Origin of the sequence: Rothia sp. HMSC069C10 (genome assembly GCF_001812205.1) — a bacterium.
Taxonomy (GTDB): domain Bacteria; phylum Actinomycetota; class Actinomycetes; order Actinomycetales; family Micrococcaceae; genus Rothia; species Rothia mucilaginosa.
Map to the genome: position 1 here is coordinate 321,520 of NZ_KV808297.1, position 16,175 is coordinate 337,694.

The window sequence follows — 16,175 nt, forward strand, 5'->3', positions numbered from 1 at the left end:
GCGAATAGCGGGGTACGCGGCTATTCTGTGCGGCTAGTCGGCGCTGGTGGAGGCGCCAGCAGACAGGGTTTCTTGAATGTCTTCGCGGTCCAGCGAGTAGGCGCGGGCGATGGTGGACTGGCCCAGTACGCGAGTGCCTTGGTAGAGCACCATGGTCTGTCCCGGTGCCACGCCGGAGAGCGGGTCCAGTAGGCGCACTACGGTTTCCAGGCGCAGCGTGCCTTCTTCTTCAGCTTCGGGGTCGGGTGCCCAGGTCATGTACGCCTTGGCGCGGACCGGGTCAGCGTGCGCGCGCACCTGTGCGGTCACCTCGAACTCTTCGCTACGAGCGCCCAGCTGTGCGGGCTCTTCCAGGAAGCGTGCCGCCTGTTCTACGGGTACGCCCGCCCAGGTGGCGCGGATACCGCGGATTTCGTGCACGGCAAGCAGCTCGCGGGAGCCGACGATAACTTCGTTTTCCTTGGGGCGCACCTCCAGCACGAAGCGGGGCTTGCCGTCGGCGGCGGGGCGGCCCAGTGCCAGGCCCTTGCGCTGGCCTACGGTGTATGCCTGCGCGCCGGGGTGCTCGCCGAGCACCTCGCCGTGGGTGTCCTTGATGAGGCCGGGGCGCATTGTGATGTGGTCGCCCAGCCAGGCGCGGGTATCGCCTTCGGGAATGAAGCAGATGTCGTAGGAGTCCGGCTTCTTCGCCACGGAGAAGCCGCGCTCTGCCGCCTCCGCGCGTACCTGTGCCTTGGAGGGGGTGTCCGCCAGGGGGAACCAGGCGTGCTTGAGCTGTTCGTGGGTGAGCACACCGAGCACGTAGGACTGGTCCTTGGCCCAGTCGGCGGCGCGGTGCAGTTCGCGGTTGCCGTCTTCGGTGGTGATGACGCGGGCGTAGTGGCCGGTCACCACGGCGTCGAAGCCGAGTGCGAGGGCGCGTTCGAGGAGCGCGGCGAACTTGATCTTTTCGTTGCAGCGCATGCAGGGGTTGGGGGTTCGTCCGGCTTCGTATTCGGAGATGAAGTCGTCGACGACGTCTTCCTTGAAGCGTTCGGAGAAGTCCCAGACGAAGAAGGGGATGCCCAGCTGGGAGCAGACGCGGCGGGCGTCCATGGAGTCTTCGAGGGTGCAGCAGCCGCGGGAGCCGGTGCGCAGGGTGCCGGGCATGCGGGATAGTGCGAGGTGAACGCCGACTACTTCGTGTCCTGCTTCTACGGCGCGGGCTGCGGCGACTGCGGAGTCAACGCCGCCACTCATAGCTGCAAGAATTTTCACTGCCTATCCTTCTGTTGTGTTGAGCCTTTAGAAAGGTACGCCTTATTTGTGTGGGCGGACTTTTCGTTACTGTAGCTACCCATTGTACGCAGGGGCTCGGCGGGATATTGGGCAGTGCACCCTCAGCCCGCCCTCAGCGAACGCTGATATTGCAAGCTGAGGGCGGTTCGGTACCTTTTTTCTGTCTTTTAGTGCCAGCGGGAGGCGTCCGGCAGCTGCGAGGACAGCCCCGCCTTTGCTGCCTGTTCGTAGGCAGCGGGTAGTGCCGCGATGAGGCGCGCAATATCGGCTCCGGTGGTGGAGTGACCGAGGGTGAAGCGCTGGGCGCTGCGGGCGGTGTCTTCGTCCATTCCCATTGCCATGAGCACGTGGGAGGGGCGGGTCACCCCGGCGTTGCAGGCGGAGCCGGTGGAGCTACTGATGCCTTGCATGTCCAGCAGGAAGAGCAGGGTGTCGCCTTCTGCGTTTTCGAAGGTGAAGTGGGCGTTGCCGGGCAGTCGCTTCTGGCCGGGGTACTCTTCGGTGAGCGGGTTTTCGCCGCTCAGGTGCGCCTGCGGGATGAGCGCGCTAATTGCCGCAACGAGTTCGTTGCGTAGCGCGGCGATGCGGGCGGATTCTTTGTCAAGGTGCTGAACCGAGTGCACGGCGGCCTCTGCAAAACCTGCAATGGCGGGTGCGTCGATGGTGCCGGATCGTACGGAGCGTTCCTGGCCGCCTCCGTGTAGGATGGGGGTCATCTGCACGGCACGGGTTGCAACCAGCGCGCCGATGCCCATGGGACCACCGATTTTGTGGCCGGAGATTGCGAGGGTCGCTACCCCGCTGGCGTGGAAGTCAATGGGGATTGCGCCGAATGCCTGCACCGCGTCCGAGTGCACGGGAATACCGTATTCGGCGGCGATAGCGGCGATCTCGGGGATGGGTTGTACGGTACCGACCTCATTGTTCGCCCACATGACGGTCACGAGCGCGACGTCTTCGGGGTTCTTTTCGATGAGTTCGCGGACGGTTTGCGGGTTGACGCTACCGTGCTTGTCTACGGGGATCCATTCGAGCTGCGCGCCCTCTGCCTTTTCGAGCCATTCGCAGGTTTCTTCCACGGCGTGGTGCTCGATGGAGGAGACGAGAATTCGGGTGCGCTGCGGGTCTTCTTCGCGGCGCTTCCAGTAGATGCCCTTGACCGCGAGGTTGTCCGCCTCGGTGCCGCCGGAGGTGAAAATAACTTCGGCGGGGTCGGCTCCGACGGCGCGGGCGATGCGTTCGCGGGCGTATTCGACGGTGGCGCGGGCGTCGCGGCCTACGGCGTGCAGGGAGGAGGGGTTGCCACCGTTGCGCATCTGTTCGACCATAGCGTCGATGGCGGCGGGCAGTACGTCGGTGGTGGCGGCATGGTCGAGGTAGACGCGGCCGTTCTGACGGTTGGTTTCTGCGCTCATGGTTCCTCCTGCTGGGTTGTCGGCAGTTTTTCGCCTCACTTATTTTATCGCGCTCTATCCGCACTCTTCTAGGTGTGTTCATCTGCGGCTGGGTCGGCGAGCGCTGCTGCCCCGGGATGCTCAATGCTGGTCGGGGGCTGTTCCGGGCTGGTCGGGGGCTGCGCGGTACACTTAGGAACGTGTTCAAGATTCTTTTCTATACCCCTGAGATTCCGGGCAATACCGGCAATGCTATCCGTTTGGCGGCGATTACTGGCGCTGAGTTGCACCTGGTGAAACCGCTGGGCTTTAACTTTGATGATGCGCATCTGCGCCGCGCGGGTCTGGACTATCACGACCTGGCGGTGGTGACGGTGCATGAGACCCTTGAGGATGCGTGGGAGGCTCTGGCTCCGGAGCGTGTTTTTGCGTTCACGACGACTGCTTCGACCTCGTATGCGGATATTGAGTACCGTCCCGGTGATGTGTTCATGTTCGGTCCGGAGTCGGTGGGTCTGCCCGCTGAGGTTCAGCAGGACCCGCACGTGACTAAGCGGGTGAAGATTCCGATGAAGCCGGGTCGCCGTTCGCTGAACCTGGCTAATTCTGCGTCCATTGCAATTTTTGAGGCGTGGCGTCAGAACGGTTTTGAGGGAGGCGCCATCTAGCATGGCTGCAACACACCATAATCTGCCGGAGCATCTGCTTCAGCAGATTCTGGAGACAGACCCTCCCCTGGCTGAGCAGATTCGTTTGGATCCGCAGAATAGGGAGTTTACGGAACAGGGCTGGGCGCCGGTCTTTTCAGCCTCCCCTCATGCTCGTATTGTGGTGATTGGTCAGGCACCTGGGCGTGCCGCGCAGGAGAGCCGTATCCCGTGGAATGACCCGAGCGGCGTGAAGCTGCGCGAGTGGATGGGCGTGACGGCTGAGCAGTTCTACGACCCCGACCTGATTTCGCTGTTGCCGATGGATTTCTATTACCCCGGTAAGGGCGCGCACGGCGATAACCCGCCGCGTAAGGATTTCGCGCCGAAGTGGCATCCGCAGCTTCTGGATCTCATGCCGAACGTTCAGCTGATTCTGCTGGTGGGGGCTTACTCTCAGAAGCACTACCTGGATGGTGTGCACGCCCCAAAGGCGCAGAAGAACCTGACGGAGACGGTTCGTGCGTGGGAGTCTTATCTTCCTAAGTTTCTGCCGCTGGTGCATCCTTCGCCGCTGAATTTTAGGTGGCAGGCGAAGAACCCGTGGTTCGAGCAGGAGGTTGTCCCGGCTTTGCAGAAGCGCGTGGGCGAGGTTCTCGAGGGCCTCTAACCTGCCCCTATCTGCAACACCAATACAGTTTGCTGTACTAACGAAAGAAGCTCCCACCCCGCGTATGGGGTGGGAGCTTTCTTTCGTTACACCATGTGGCACTCTTTTGAAGTTAGAGTTACTGAACGGTAGAGCCGGCTGAGCGGGTGTTTCCCAACCGCGTTTCTACCTGTTCAGAGGCAGAGTGCGTTTTACTTCTGGCTGTCGGCGTCGCCCAGGGTCACGGTGATGTCATGGGTGGAGGAGCCGCGCTTAATCTTCAGCTTCAGATCAGAGCCTGCTGCCGCGGCACGCACGGTACCGTTAAGCTCGTCGCTCTTGGTCACGGCGTGACCGTCGGCTTCAATCACGACGTCGCCGGATCGCAGGCCTGCTTTCGCGGCGGGGCTGTTAGATTCTACCGAGGCAATTTCAACGCCACCGGGGATGAGCTTGGACGAGCCCGAGCCGGTGTCCGCGGGGCTGTTCTTCACGCTCGCGCCCAGGTAGCCGTGGGTTGCCTTACCCTTGGCGATGATCTCGGAGGAGATGCGCTTGGCGTAGTTGGAGGTAATGGAGAACGCCATACCGTCGGCGGTGCCGCCATCCTGGCTTGCCTGGCCCTGCGCGTTAATGCCGACCAGTTCGCCCTTGAGGTTCACCAGCGGGCCACCGGAGTTACCGTGGTTGATGGGAGCGTCAACCTGAACCATGGGGATGTAGTTCTGGCCCTTCGCATCGGCAGGCTGCACGCGGTTTGCGTTCGAGACCACGCCGGAGGTTACCGATTCGCTACGACGATACGGCGCGCCGAGGGCAACCACTACCTCGCCGGAGACCAGCTTGGAGGAGTCACCCCAGGTGATGGGCTGCAGGTCCAGGCCGGAGGGGTTAATCTTCAGGACCGCCAGGTCAGCGGCAGAGTCCAGGCCCATCACGGTTGCGGTGCGTACGGTGCCGTCGCTCAGGCGCACCTCAATGGTGGATGCTTCTCTGGAAGATTCGAGGGTAACCACGTGGTGGTTGGTGAGGATGTGGCCTTCCTTGTCGAGGATAACGCCACTACCGCCGCCGGAGGAGGAGCCGTTCGAAGCAACGATGGTCACGGTAGAGGGCAGGACCTTCTTCGCGGTTTCTGCTACGCCTGCCACGGTGGAGGAGTTGCTGATATTGGAGCTGACGGAGCCGCGCGAGGAAGCGCTGGAGGAGCTGTTGTTCGATGCTGCGATGCCGCCTCCGACGCCCGCGCCAACGCCGCCGCCAACGAGGGCTGCGAGCAGAGCTGCGGTGAGCACAACACCGGCACCGTAACGCTTGTTGTTATCGGTGTTCTGAGGTGCAGACTGTGCCGAAGCGACCTGAGCAGCCGCCGCCTGGGGGTAGGTGTATCCGGGAGAGGCGTATGCCTGCGGGTATGCGTTCTGACCCTGCTGCTGGTTTGCGGGCTGGTAGCCTGCCTGTCCGTTCACGTTCTGCAGGGGACGGGTTGCATCCGTGACGCCGTCATTGCCGCCGTAAGACCATCCGTTGTTCTGAGTCATAAGTTCTCCTAGAGTCGCGCGTGTGCCTCACCCTGGGCGCACGCTATCTTTCTACTGTAGAGGGTGTTTTATGGCGTTCTATATTTTTTTGCTGTTGGTTATCGGGGAGTTCCCTGGGAATTTTCCTCACACCCTTTCATCGGCAGCTGATTCGCGGGTCTGAGATACCCGGAGATTTGCCCGACGGCTAGTTTGTTTTGGGGCTTTGTTCGCTACTCGCTCTCATGTTTCTCTTTTAAAGCGCCCAGTTTTTCTCCACGGTTTACACAGCATGATGCTTCTTGGTACACAGCTTGAACACAGGGTCAGTCCGTAATGTTGAAGGCACATAGAGCCGAGAACAAAGGCAAAGGACAAAGGTAAAGGAGAAACCCATGATGATCGGAACCCTGATTTTCTGTGCGGTCTTGGCAAGCTCCATCGGTATCGGTGCGGGTATTGTGGCGTGTTGCTCGGGAATGGTGTACCGCCGTCATCGTGCGGAGAAGGCCTCCGAGCTGGCTCAGCAGATGGCTACCCACGCACTGACTGCCGGTAGGTAGCGTATAGAGTTTGATAGTTTTCCGGGGCGGGAGATGAGAGCCCTGCACCGGGAGGGGCGAGAATCCCCAGTATGTCCCGAAGGGTCGGTGTGAGGACCGGCCCGGGTGTGATAATGAGTTGAGTGATGATCGATGCGGCGTGAGCCCCTACATGAGGGCGCACGCCGCATCGTCCTTTAATTGTGAGGCGGATGCGGGAAGCACTGGCGGAGAGCACCCGGCACCCCGGCTACTTCCCTTTTAGTATGCGGTAAGGCAACGGCGTTGCGAGCACCCGGGATTTAGCTGGGTTATGGTGAAGTCATGAGGATTATTTCTGCTGTTTTCGCTCTTCTTGGCACGCTGCCGACCCTACCGGCGGTGGCATCTTCGCTGGACGGCGCAACCCGCCTGTACGCGCTACTTTTGTTTGTACTGATCTGCGCGGTGGTGGCGTTGTTTGCGTCGTTGAGCCCGTCGCGCCGTCGTGCGCGTGAGATTAGACGGCAGGTATTGCAACAGCAGCAGCAACAGCAGAACCAGGCGATGAATCAGCAGGTTCCCCCTCACCAGGCACCCAATCAGCAAGTACAGGGCGCGGTGAGCTACCCGATGCACTACCAGCCGAAGCCGGCACAGCCGGGTAATGGTGCTCAACAGGCGCAGCCGGGTAATAGTGCTCAGCCGGGTCATAGTACTCAGCAGAGTCAGCAGGCTCAGGCGCCTTCGCCTCACACTGCCTCACCTCAGCCTCCTCAGCCGGTGGCTGCACCTTCGCCGTTGGAGCCGATGCAGGCCGGTGGTATCTCCGGTTCTTCGATACAGACCCATTCGACGCAAAACCATTCAGCAGAAAGCCATTCAGCAGAAAGCCAGGTGCAGCAGAGCATGACCCAGAACACCCCGGCGCAGCCTGAAGAGCGCCCGCAGCAGGAGGCCGCCCAGCAGGCTCCCAAGAGTAACCCGGCACAGAGTAACCCGGCGCCCTCCGACCATTTCTCTTTGAGCACCAACTTCAAGCTCATTCCCCCTCTAGAGAACGCACAGCGCAGCCGCTACCCCATGGTGCTTTCTGTCAGTACATCAGAGGATGAGGTCTTTGCGCTGCCGTCGATTAGCGGTGTTCCGCAGCATCTGCTGGTCGGCACGCAGGAGAATCATGTTCCGCTGAATCAACGTCCGCGCCTACAGCAGATCAATATTCTTGAGAACTACCTCATGCGTGCGGTCATGAACCTGCAGACGCTCGAGCGTGCACAGGTGTCTCCGCTGCACAGTTTCAAGGAGACTGCCCAGGCTGACCGCACGGTACTTGCCGCCGAGCTGGAAGAAACCATCCGGGTATCTCGGCTGAAGCTAAGCGGGGCGCTGGAGTTTTATACGTCCCTGCCTCGTCTGGCGGATACCCCGGGCTCTTTCGCTTTTGCCCGTGATCACGCGCTCTCTTTGAGCGCCGCCGTCATTAGCCTGACCGAGGAGTGCTTTGAGCGTACCTTCCGTTGGCGTCTGTTGGAGGATACCCTCCCGGATTCTTTGAGCGACCGCCTGTACGCGGTGCGTTATCTGCGTGAGAGTGCCCAGAAACTGGCGGCTTTTGTAGAGCTGAGCGAATTTGATCGCGCTATGCAGCTTGCCGAGACTTGGAAGAAGACTGTTCGTAAGGATTCGAAGATCGATGAGGTCAAGGTCTGGAATGAGATGGCGGAAGTTGCCTTTGACGTTCTGCCCGAGTTGCGAGAGCGGGCGTTGAAGGGTGTGCAGTCTACGTTGGAGTTTAGCGAGCTTTTCTACCGTCCCGGCGAGGATGGTACGCACCGTATGCTCCGTCCGGAACAGCTGAGCGAGTTTGAGCTCAAGGGCGTGCAGTCCACGCTGGAAGAGCGCCTGGAGAAGGTGCGTCTTGAGCTTCAGGATGCGGAGTTCTGCGCCGCTGTTTTGACCCTGCAGGCGCGCTCTGTCATTGAGCTTCTCCAGGAGCTTCTGCAGGTCGAGCAGGACGGCGTTCTGGCGGAGGTTGTGACCGATTTGCGGGCGCTTGCTCATGACTCGCCCGACCTTACCGAGCAGCCTATCCAGACGTTGATGTTCAGCCGCGAACAGTACGCCCCGGATGGGGAGGATCTGCCGACCATTGGCGAGCGCATCCGTTCCCTCTCGAGTGTTCCCGAGGTTCTAGCGTTCGTGCACTACGAGGGACCGGTGCTTCTGGTGGGCGTCTCGGATCCGTATAAGGCGTTTTCCGGGGAGAGTGCCGAGGGTCTGCTTTCGGAGGAGAAAAGGTTATCTTCCATGCCGTTGTCAGTGCTGCGCACCCATTCGCGGCTTCTACGGCAGGTGCTTCGTCTGCAGAATCTACGGTTGAAGCTGGCGTGGGTGAGTAGCTGTAGCGGTTACATGCCTTTGAGCCTGGTTGATCGGTATTACGTCGGCCCTTCTGCCGGGGATGAGGATTTGAAGGAGCTGACCGAAAATATTGAGGCGCTCGCTGAGCTTCTGGATGCCCATTCTAATTCCCAGGTGTATAAGGGCCGTGGTGTGCCGACTACGCCCTTTTTGTGGTCACAGATGCGAAAGCAGGCAGAACGCAGTTCTAGGCTGCTGAATACTGTGCAGTTCTTGGGTTGGATGTTCGCCTCGTCTTCGCGGGTTCAGGTGGTGAACGGCGTGGCGCAGAGTATCCACGATGTTGATGCCGCGGAGGTAGTGGAGCACCTGATGAGCAATCTGAAGATTGCCCGTCGGCGCTAACTAACTGAATAGCCGGTGGGCCGGGGTCTGGCGTGAGGCTAGACCCCGGCTCTCCTATATTCCGGCTTTCCTGTATAAAGCCTGGGAAGTCGGTAAACGGGTGGCAAACAGCGGCGCAACATTCTCGTATCTGTGTGTTTGCGTGGCTGAGCCACCGCTACACTAATAATGTGACCAGCACTAAGGCGTGCGATGTTCAAGCACGCCGTGAAGTACAGGTCCGTTCATACTTCACGACAACGGAGGAAAGACCATGACCGAGCACGCCTTTGCGCGTCAGATTCGTCCCGCACGCCCTCGCCTGCGCACTATTCTGGGTGCCACAGTGCTGGCGGCAGGTCTTTCTTGTGCCCCGGCGGTTCTGCCGGCTGGTTCTGCATTTTTGAGCACGTCGGCACAGGCTGCTGACCCGATGCAGATTACGGGCACCACCGTGTACGATTCCACGAACTCTTTGGGTGATACCGCTACCCTGAAATCTAAGATTTCGAATCTGTCGAAGAAGTACAACGTGGATTTGCACGTGGTGACCATTGATAAGTTCGAGAACCCGTCTACTTCTTCGAGCTGGACGAAGGCGCTTGCCACGAAGAACAATTGGGGTTCTGCCGATGTGGTGCTGGTAATTGCGACCGAGTCCCGCCAGGCGTATTTCTTGGCAGGTAGCACCAAGACTCTTTCGAGCGATCAGCAGACGAAGGTGTACCAGAACTACATTAAGCCGAAGCTGCAGAACAGCGACTATGCGGGTGCAGCTCTTGCTGCGGTTGAGGGTATTGAGGCTCAGAAGGGCGGTAGCTCTTCTGGTGTGGTGACCGGTGTGCTCGGTGTGGGTGCGGCGGCAGCTGTTGGTGCTGGTGGTTACGCGATGTACCGTCGCCGCAAGAAGAAGAACGCTCAGCAGCAGCCTCAGCGTTCCTACGGTGCGCCTCGTAACTACTCCCCCATCCCGGAGGTTCCGCTGGAGGAGCTGCGCACTCGCGCCGGTAGCGCCCTGTTGCAGGCTGATACGACGATGAGCCATGCGAAGCAGGAACTGGATTTTGCGCGTGCACAGTACAGCGACCAGCAGGTCGCCGAGTTTGCTCAGGAGATTGCGCGTGCTGAGGATCTGATGCGTAAGTCCTTCCAGCGTCAGCAGCTTCTGACCGACAGCATTCCCGATACCGAAGCAGAGCAGCGTGCCTGGTTGACTGAGATTATTGATAACTCTCAGGAAGTCACCCGTATTGCTCAGGAGCAGGACGCTAAGCTGGCTCAGCTGCGCAACCTGGAGCAGGAGGCGCCTCAGGCTATTGAGGCTCTGGCTCAGCGTCTGCCGCAGCTGCGCGCCTCGGTGGAGGAGATTGCCGCCCAGTACCGCGCGTTGAAGGAACGTTACCTGCCCAGCGCGCTGGAGCCCATTTCGAAGACCCCCACCCTGTTGGACTCGAACATGGTGCTGTGCGCTGCGGAGCTTGAGAAGGCTCAGGCGACCGTTGCTACCGCCCGTTCGGAGGCGGTTGCTCACCTGCGTACCGCTGAGGAAGCCGCCTCGCAGATTCAGGCGCTGGGCGCTGCGGTCAATACCCGCGCGCAGGAGCTGGAGCAGGCTCAGCTGGGTCTGAGCACCGACCTGCTGAGCATTCAGCGTGACGTGGCGGAGGCTAAGAGCCTCGCGGCGTCTCAGCGCCGCGATGATTTGGGTGCGGTCGCCGCCGGTATGGAGGCGGTGCTCAACCAGGTCAACCAGAGCGCTTCGGCTCGTCCGAATGACCCGCTGACTTTGGCGAACCAGCTACGTCAGCTCTCCGCCGAACTGGATAAGGCGATGACCAATATGCGTGCTACCCGCGAGCGTTCTCGCGCGGCGGAGCAGAACCTGGATCGTACGATGCGTTCTGCCTACGCTGCGGTGAACGGTGCGCGTAGCTACATCAATAACCGCCGTGCGGCGGTGGGTCCGATGACCCTGACCGCTGTCTCTGAGGCGGAGCGTCACCTGGGTCAGGCTCAGCGCCTGGCTCCTTCGGATCCGCTGAACGCCATGAAGGAAGCCAACATGGCTATCCAGAAGGCTACTGACGCACAGAACCGCGCGCAGAGCGAGGTCGGCAACTACTACAACAACCAGAACGACCGAGGCGGTAGCGGCTTCGGTGGTGACCTGGCGAAGGGCCTGCTGCTGGGCGCCCTGATGACCGCTATTAACTCCGGCACCAGTAGCTGGGGTAGCAGCGGCGGCCACAGCAGTGGCGGTAGTAGCGGCGGTAGCTGGGGCGGCGGCTTCAGCGGCGGTGGCGGCGATTGGGGTAGCGGCGGCGGTGACGGCGGCAGCTTCTAACCGCCTCCACGCTACAAATCCTGCCGGTCGGTTTCTGTAGGTTTTTCTACAGTCTGACCGGCGGGGTGCATAGCTTACCTCACCGCTTTCTTCCCCAGTCGGAAAACACCTGAGGTAATTTACCAAAAGTTTAGGTTGCAGAAATCAGGCGTGCATCATTTTCACAGCATGCACCCAGAAATCTGCCACATAATTAGTTATACGGGCACGGCTCACGAGGAGCGTAGTGCTCCCCCGCAGCCCGTGAACAGAAAGTAGGAGATTATGGCTAAGCAGACCATCTTCGGCCGTATTGCACAGCTCACTAAGGCAAACATCAACGCTCTGATTGATGCAGCTGAGGACCCGGAGAAGATGCTGGACCAGATGGTTCGTGACTACACCAACAACATCCGCGAGGCGGAGGCTGCAGTAGCACAGACCATCGGCAACCTGCGACTGCTCGAAAAGGACCACGCTGAGGACGTCAAGGCCGCTCAGGAGTGGGGCACCAAGGCTCTGGCAGCTTCTAACAAGGCTGATGAGTTCCGCGCAGCTGGCGATGTTGCCAACGCTGACAAGTTCGATAACCTCGCGAAGATTGCTCTGAACAAGCAGCTGCTGGCTGAGAAGGCTGCACAGGCTGTTGAGCCTCAGCTGGCTTCCCAGACTCAGGTTGTCAACCAGCTCAAGGACGGCCTGGAGAAGATGCGCTCCAAGCTTGAAGAGGTCAAGTACAAGCGCGATGAGCTGACCGCACGTCAGAAGACTGCAGCAGCTCAGACCCAGGTGAACGACGCTCTGAAGGCGTTCGACGTTCTGGACCCGACCAGCGAGATGAGCCGCTTCGAAGAGAAGGTTCGCCGCGAAGAGGCACGCGTCATCGGTCAGCAGGAGCTGGCAGCTTCCTCCCTGGACGCTCAGTTCAACACCCTGGACCAGATGGAGCGCGAGACTGAGCTGGACGCTCGCCTGGCCGCTCTGAAGGCAAAGAACGCTCCGGCTGCTCCGGCTGCTCCGGCTCCCCTGGCTGTGGAATCCCCCACCCAGACTCTCTAAGCCTGGTCCAGTAAGCCTGGTCTAGCGCATAGCTTCTTGAGCTAAACCTATAAAGATCCGCCCCGTTCCTGATGAGTTCAGGAACGGGGCGGATCTTTATGCGTTATGGGGTGCGAGCTTTAGTTCGCGTAGATGTACAGGTAGCCTGCCATAGCGGCGCGGGTGATCGCATCCGAAGAGGTGGAGCCGGTACCGATGCCGTTGGAGGCAGCCCATGCCAGAGCCTGGGATGCGTAGCCGCCCTGAGCCTGTGCCGGGGATCCAGCCGCACGGTACATGAATTCAGCCATGGTGGACTCGGTGACGGCCTCCAGGGGGCGGAAGTCGCTACCGCTGATGCCCTGCTGGCTCAGCCAGAAAATCTCCTTGTACGCGGGGTGGTTGACCGGAACATCGCTGAACGGCGAAACAGCCGGTGCATTCACTGCGGGGCGACCAGCCACGCGGTACAGGTAGGTTGCCAGCTGTGCACGGTTGACCGATGCGTTCGGGCGGAAGGTACCGTCCGCGAAGCCGAGCATGATGCGGTGATCAGAGTTCCAGCTGATCTCGTTGTAGTTCGGGTTCGAGTCGGACAGGTCGCTGTAGCCCAGCGCCGGAGTCTTACCCGCGAAGTCCAGGGAGGACGCCAGGATGTGCGGCAGGTCGTAGTCGTGGTGGCTGAAGCCGTCAATCAGCTTCACGCGGGCGTCAGAGAAACCTGCGCCCAGGTATGCGTTGTAGCCAGACTCGACTGCGCCACGTGCGCTCCAGGTGACGGGGTAGGTGTTACCGGAGGTGTCCTTCGCGCCAACCCACCAGTACATCGGGGATGCCTTGGTGGTTGCATCAGCGTCCACGGAGCCGTCCGAGTCGCCGCCAGCGACCATGATGGAGCCACCGCCGTTACGCCAGGAGGTGTTGTGGTCGGTCAGCTCGTAGGTGATGAACTCAGCGCCGCCGGAGTAGCCCATGGTCCACACCTGGGAAGCGTCCAGGTTGTTCTGGCTAACGAAGGACTTCGCGAAGGAGCGGAAGAACTCGCCATTAGCGTCCATGTCTTCCCACCAGGTGATGCCGTTGCCGGATGCGTTGGTGTCCGGGGAGATAATCGGTACGAAGACCATGTTGCGGGCGTTAGCAATCTTGCCCATCGCCGCGAGCATGCCCTCGTCGGGGGTGTAGACCTTGGACTCGTCACGCTGCCAGTAGTCACCGTCGAAGTAGAAGACCACGCCAACGGGCTTGGAGTAGTCCAGGTTGTTCGCGTACACGTGGTACTGGGAGGTGGTGCCCGCCGGGGAGGTGTAGCTCTGGTAGGTTGCGGAGCTCATGGTGCGGGCACGAGGAGCGTTGTTCTGCTTCTGCTCAGACTTCTGTTCGGTCTTCTGCTCTGCCTTCTGCTCGACCTTGGGAGCGGCGGTTGCCTTACCCTTGGTGAGCGAGTTGCTCAGAATCTGCGAGAAGTTGTAGTCGAAGTGGCCCGAGCCATTCAGCACGGTCGCGGAAGCATTGGTGTAGCCAGCAGCCAGGTAGGCGTCGTAGCCGCCCTCAACGGCGCCTCGTGCGCTCCAGGTCTGCGGGTAGGTCTCGCCGGAGCCGTCGTTCGAGTTTGCGTACCAGAACATGGGCTGGGACTTCAGCGCAGCCGAGGGGGTACCCTCGTCCAGGCCACCACCAGCGACCATGATGGATCCGCCGCCGTTACGCCAGGTCTGGGGCTTGGTGTTCAGCTCGTAGGTGATGAACTCAGCGCCACCGGAGTAGCCCATGGTCCACACGTTGGAGGAGTCCACACCGTTAGCCGCGATGAAGGAGGAAGCGAAGGAGCGGAAGAACTCGCCGTTACGCTCCATGTCTTCCCACCAGGTCACGCCAGCGTCGTAACGGTTGGCGTCCGGGGAGATGACGGGCACGAACAGCATGTTCTGTGCCGCTGCGGATGCAGCCATCTGAGCCAGCTCACCGGAGGGGTCGTAGACCTTGGACTGGTCGTTGCGCCAGTAGTCGCCGTCGAAGTAGAAGACCACGCCAACGGGCTTGGAGAAGTCCACGCCCTCAGCGTAGACGTGGTACTGCGAGGTGGTACCAGCCGGGGAGGTGTAGGACAGGAAAGTCTGGTTGGTGCGGGTTGCTGCCACACCGGATGCCGCCTGAGTAGCCTGTGCGGTCTGCGCGGGCTGCGCGGCAGGGGTTGCAGCGCTCTGGGTAGTTGCGGGAGCCTGGGTAGCTGCGGGGGTCTGTGCAACCTGTGCCAGGGTGGGCTGAGCGGAAGGCTGAGCCGCCTGTGCGGACTGGAAGGTAGCCGAGGGGGTTGTCTGCTGAGTTGCCTGGGCAGTGTAGGTCTTCTGGATGGGCTGAACCGCGGTCGTTGCGGGAGCCTGCTGAGTCTGCTTTGCCTGTTCTGCCTGCTGGCGGATCTGCACAGCAACCTGCGAGAGGGTGGGCTGCACGGTGGAGGTGAACAGGGACTTCGGAGCCTGGGTAGCTGCGCCGGGGATGTCCTGAACGACGGGTGCGAATGCGGAAGCGGGTGCTACCAGGGTGCTACCGAGCACGGAGGGTACGGCGATGGCTGCGAGAGAGCCAGCCTTAACGGTGCGGGGGCGAAGTGCCATGGGTTGTCCTCGTTGTTGGTGTTTCGTGGGGCGCGGACGCCCGAGAGTGGTTGAGTGATAGGTGGTCTATAGGTGAGAAGCCTATAGGCGGTCGGCCTGCGAATGTGATGCCGCATGGAGCAAGTCCAGTAACCGTCCCGTGTGTGTTGCGGGGGTTTCCTCGTGTGATGGAGGGGTGCAGTATTCATTTCGGAGAGCTACGCGGCGGACCGCGGTGACCACGTACTCAAAGCTACCAGGTCAAAAAGCCTTTTCCAGCGGTTTTTTGGGGCTATTTTTGGGTATCGAACAAGATTCAATCTTAACAAGAGCTTTTTCTAAGCTTCTAGTTTAACTTAAATCACCCTCAAGTAGAGGTTGAATGGGCTATTTTTCCTTGATTTTCCGGGGTTTTTGAGCGTTTTTTGAAAGAGTTTCAAAAAACTCTACAATTAACTTGAATGTTTCGTATGTGATTACAATCACTTTCAGAGTGAATTGTTGCACTCGAAGCCCAATTTTTGCCAAAAACCGCGGAATTCCGGGGCAAAACGGGTGATTTCCAAGCCCGGAATATAGGCACCTTTCGCATATTCCACTTTGAGAATGCACTTTGAGGCAAAAACAGCCCCCTCGCCACTCCCCCACCCAGGCATCCTATCGGACCCCTCATCACGCTCTTGAGACCCGCCCCAGAGCCCCCTTCAGGACCCCTTTCAGATCCCCTTTCAAGGAGCTCAAAAGCAGCGTCTCAAGAAGGCGTAACCACCCTCCAGCAACCGCTCGGAAGTGACTCCACCACCCCCATGGGCACACCCGCTTGAAGCCCCGATAGACGGACTGAGGAATACCTCGAAAGACGCATCGGGAGACGTTCCGAAACCAGTCCAGGGTACTTTCACGACGGTTCTATGAAATTCCGTGAGGAGGTTTCAAGAGGGGTTTCGAGAGGCCGAAAGATCCACCTCAAGCACCCCGGAAGGGGCAGCAGGCTGCCCCCCCCCCATCAGTCTCCCCGAAGCACCGCCCCGACAAGGTTCAGAAGACCCCCTCCGCAGCACCTATGAAAAGGTTCTAGATGAACTCCATCCCCAGAGTGAGTGGCACCGGCAGATACCACAAGAAGCCGGCAAGGATACAGAGAGGATGAGGGTATAAAAGGGGGGGGGGACAAAAGAAGACAGGGGATATAAAGAAAGCCGCCCAGCAGGCGGCAGAAAGGTAGCACAAGAAGAAGAAAGGTAGGCGGCAAATGAAGACAGGTCGCCAATAGGAAAGGTGCAGGAAGGTGGCGAAAGAAGGCAGGCCGGCGGTCGGAGGGTGAGTCGGAGAGTGACAGGAGGACGGCAGAAGGAGATAGGTCAGCGGGGGGGTACGGGTTTTGGGGAATAAAAAAACTCCCGATAGCTAAAAGCTATCGGGAGTTATCCGTTGCGGGGACAGGATTTGAACCTGCGACC

10 protein-coding genes are annotated in these 16,175 nt (G+C 60.2%); 6 read left to right on the forward strand and 4 right to left on the reverse strand.

Annotation, left to right across the window (positions count from 1 at the left end; translation table 11 throughout):
* Positions 1 to 33: 33 nt before the first annotated feature.
* The gene (gene mnmA / locus HMPREF2842_RS03545; RefSeq protein ID WP_012903202.1) at positions 34 to 1,257 is read right to left on the reverse strand and encodes a tRNA 2-thiouridine(34) synthase MnmA; all 1,224 of its coding nucleotides are present in this window, start codon (positions 1,255 to 1,257) and stop codon (positions 34 to 36) included.
* Between the two features lie 188 nt (positions 1,258 to 1,445).
* Positions 1,446 to 2,693 (reverse strand): cysteine desulfurase family protein, encoded by a 1,248-nt coding sequence (locus HMPREF2842_RS03550; RefSeq protein WP_049352649.1) that lies wholly within the window; start codon positions 2,691 to 2,693, stop codon positions 1,446 to 1,448.
* A gap of 179 nt (positions 2,694 to 2,872) precedes the next feature.
* Between HMPREF2842_RS03550 and HMPREF2842_RS03555 the strand changes: the two genes are divergently transcribed.
* Both HMPREF2842_RS03555 and HMPREF2842_RS03560 read left to right on the forward strand, forming a co-directional pair.
* On the forward strand, positions 2,873 to 3,340 hold the full coding sequence (locus HMPREF2842_RS03555) for a tRNA (cytidine(34)-2'-O)-methyltransferase (RefSeq protein WP_049352650.1): 468 nt from the start codon (positions 2,873 to 2,875) through the stop codon (positions 3,338 to 3,340).
* 1 nt (position 3,341) lies between these two features.
* On the forward strand, positions 3,342 to 3,989 hold the full coding sequence (locus HMPREF2842_RS03560; RefSeq protein WP_049352652.1) for a uracil-DNA glycosylase family protein: 648 nt from the start codon (positions 3,342 to 3,344) through the stop codon (positions 3,987 to 3,989).
* A 191-nt stretch (positions 3,990 to 4,180) separates the two neighbouring features.
* Here the strand turns inward: HMPREF2842_RS03560 and HMPREF2842_RS03565 are convergent, their stop codons facing one another.
* On the reverse strand, positions 4,181 to 5,509 hold the full coding sequence (locus HMPREF2842_RS03565) for a S1C family serine protease (RefSeq protein ID WP_049352654.1): 1,329 nt from the start codon (positions 5,507 to 5,509) through the stop codon (positions 4,181 to 4,183).
* A gap of 374 nt (positions 5,510 to 5,883) precedes the next feature.
* Between HMPREF2842_RS03565 and HMPREF2842_RS09250 the strand changes: the two genes are divergently transcribed.
* From HMPREF2842_RS09250 to HMPREF2842_RS03580, 4 genes are all read left to right on the forward strand, one after another.
* Positions 5,884 to 6,051: a hypothetical protein gene (locus tag HMPREF2842_RS09250; RefSeq protein ID WP_162837313.1), complete on the forward strand. Its 168-nt coding sequence runs from the start codon at positions 5,884 to 5,886 to the stop codon at positions 6,049 to 6,051.
* Between the two features lie 303 nt (positions 6,052 to 6,354).
* Entirely contained in the window at positions 6,355 to 8,778 is a 2,424-nt protein-coding gene (locus HMPREF2842_RS03570; RefSeq protein ID WP_049349456.1) for a hypothetical protein, read from the forward strand.
* A 253-nt stretch (positions 8,779 to 9,031) separates the two neighbouring features.
* Positions 9,032 to 11,101: a TPM domain-containing protein gene (locus HMPREF2842_RS03575; protein WP_049349453.1), complete on the forward strand. Its 2,070-nt coding sequence runs from the start codon at positions 9,032 to 9,034 to the stop codon at positions 11,099 to 11,101.
* 264 nt (positions 11,102 to 11,365) lie between these two features.
* A complete protein-coding gene (locus tag HMPREF2842_RS03580) occupies positions 11,366 to 12,139 on the forward strand; it encodes a PspA/IM30 family protein (RefSeq protein ID WP_049352656.1) in 774 nt (257 codons plus the stop codon).
* Between the two features lie 119 nt (positions 12,140 to 12,258).
* On the opposite strand, the gene HMPREF2842_RS03585 is transcribed toward HMPREF2842_RS03580, so the two are convergent.
* Complete coding sequence (locus HMPREF2842_RS03585) at positions 12,259 to 14,736, reverse strand: S-layer homology domain-containing protein (RefSeq protein WP_049352658.1); 2,478 nt, start codon at positions 14,734 to 14,736, stop codon at positions 12,259 to 12,261.
* Between the last annotated feature and the right edge of the window lie 1,439 nt (positions 14,737 to 16,175).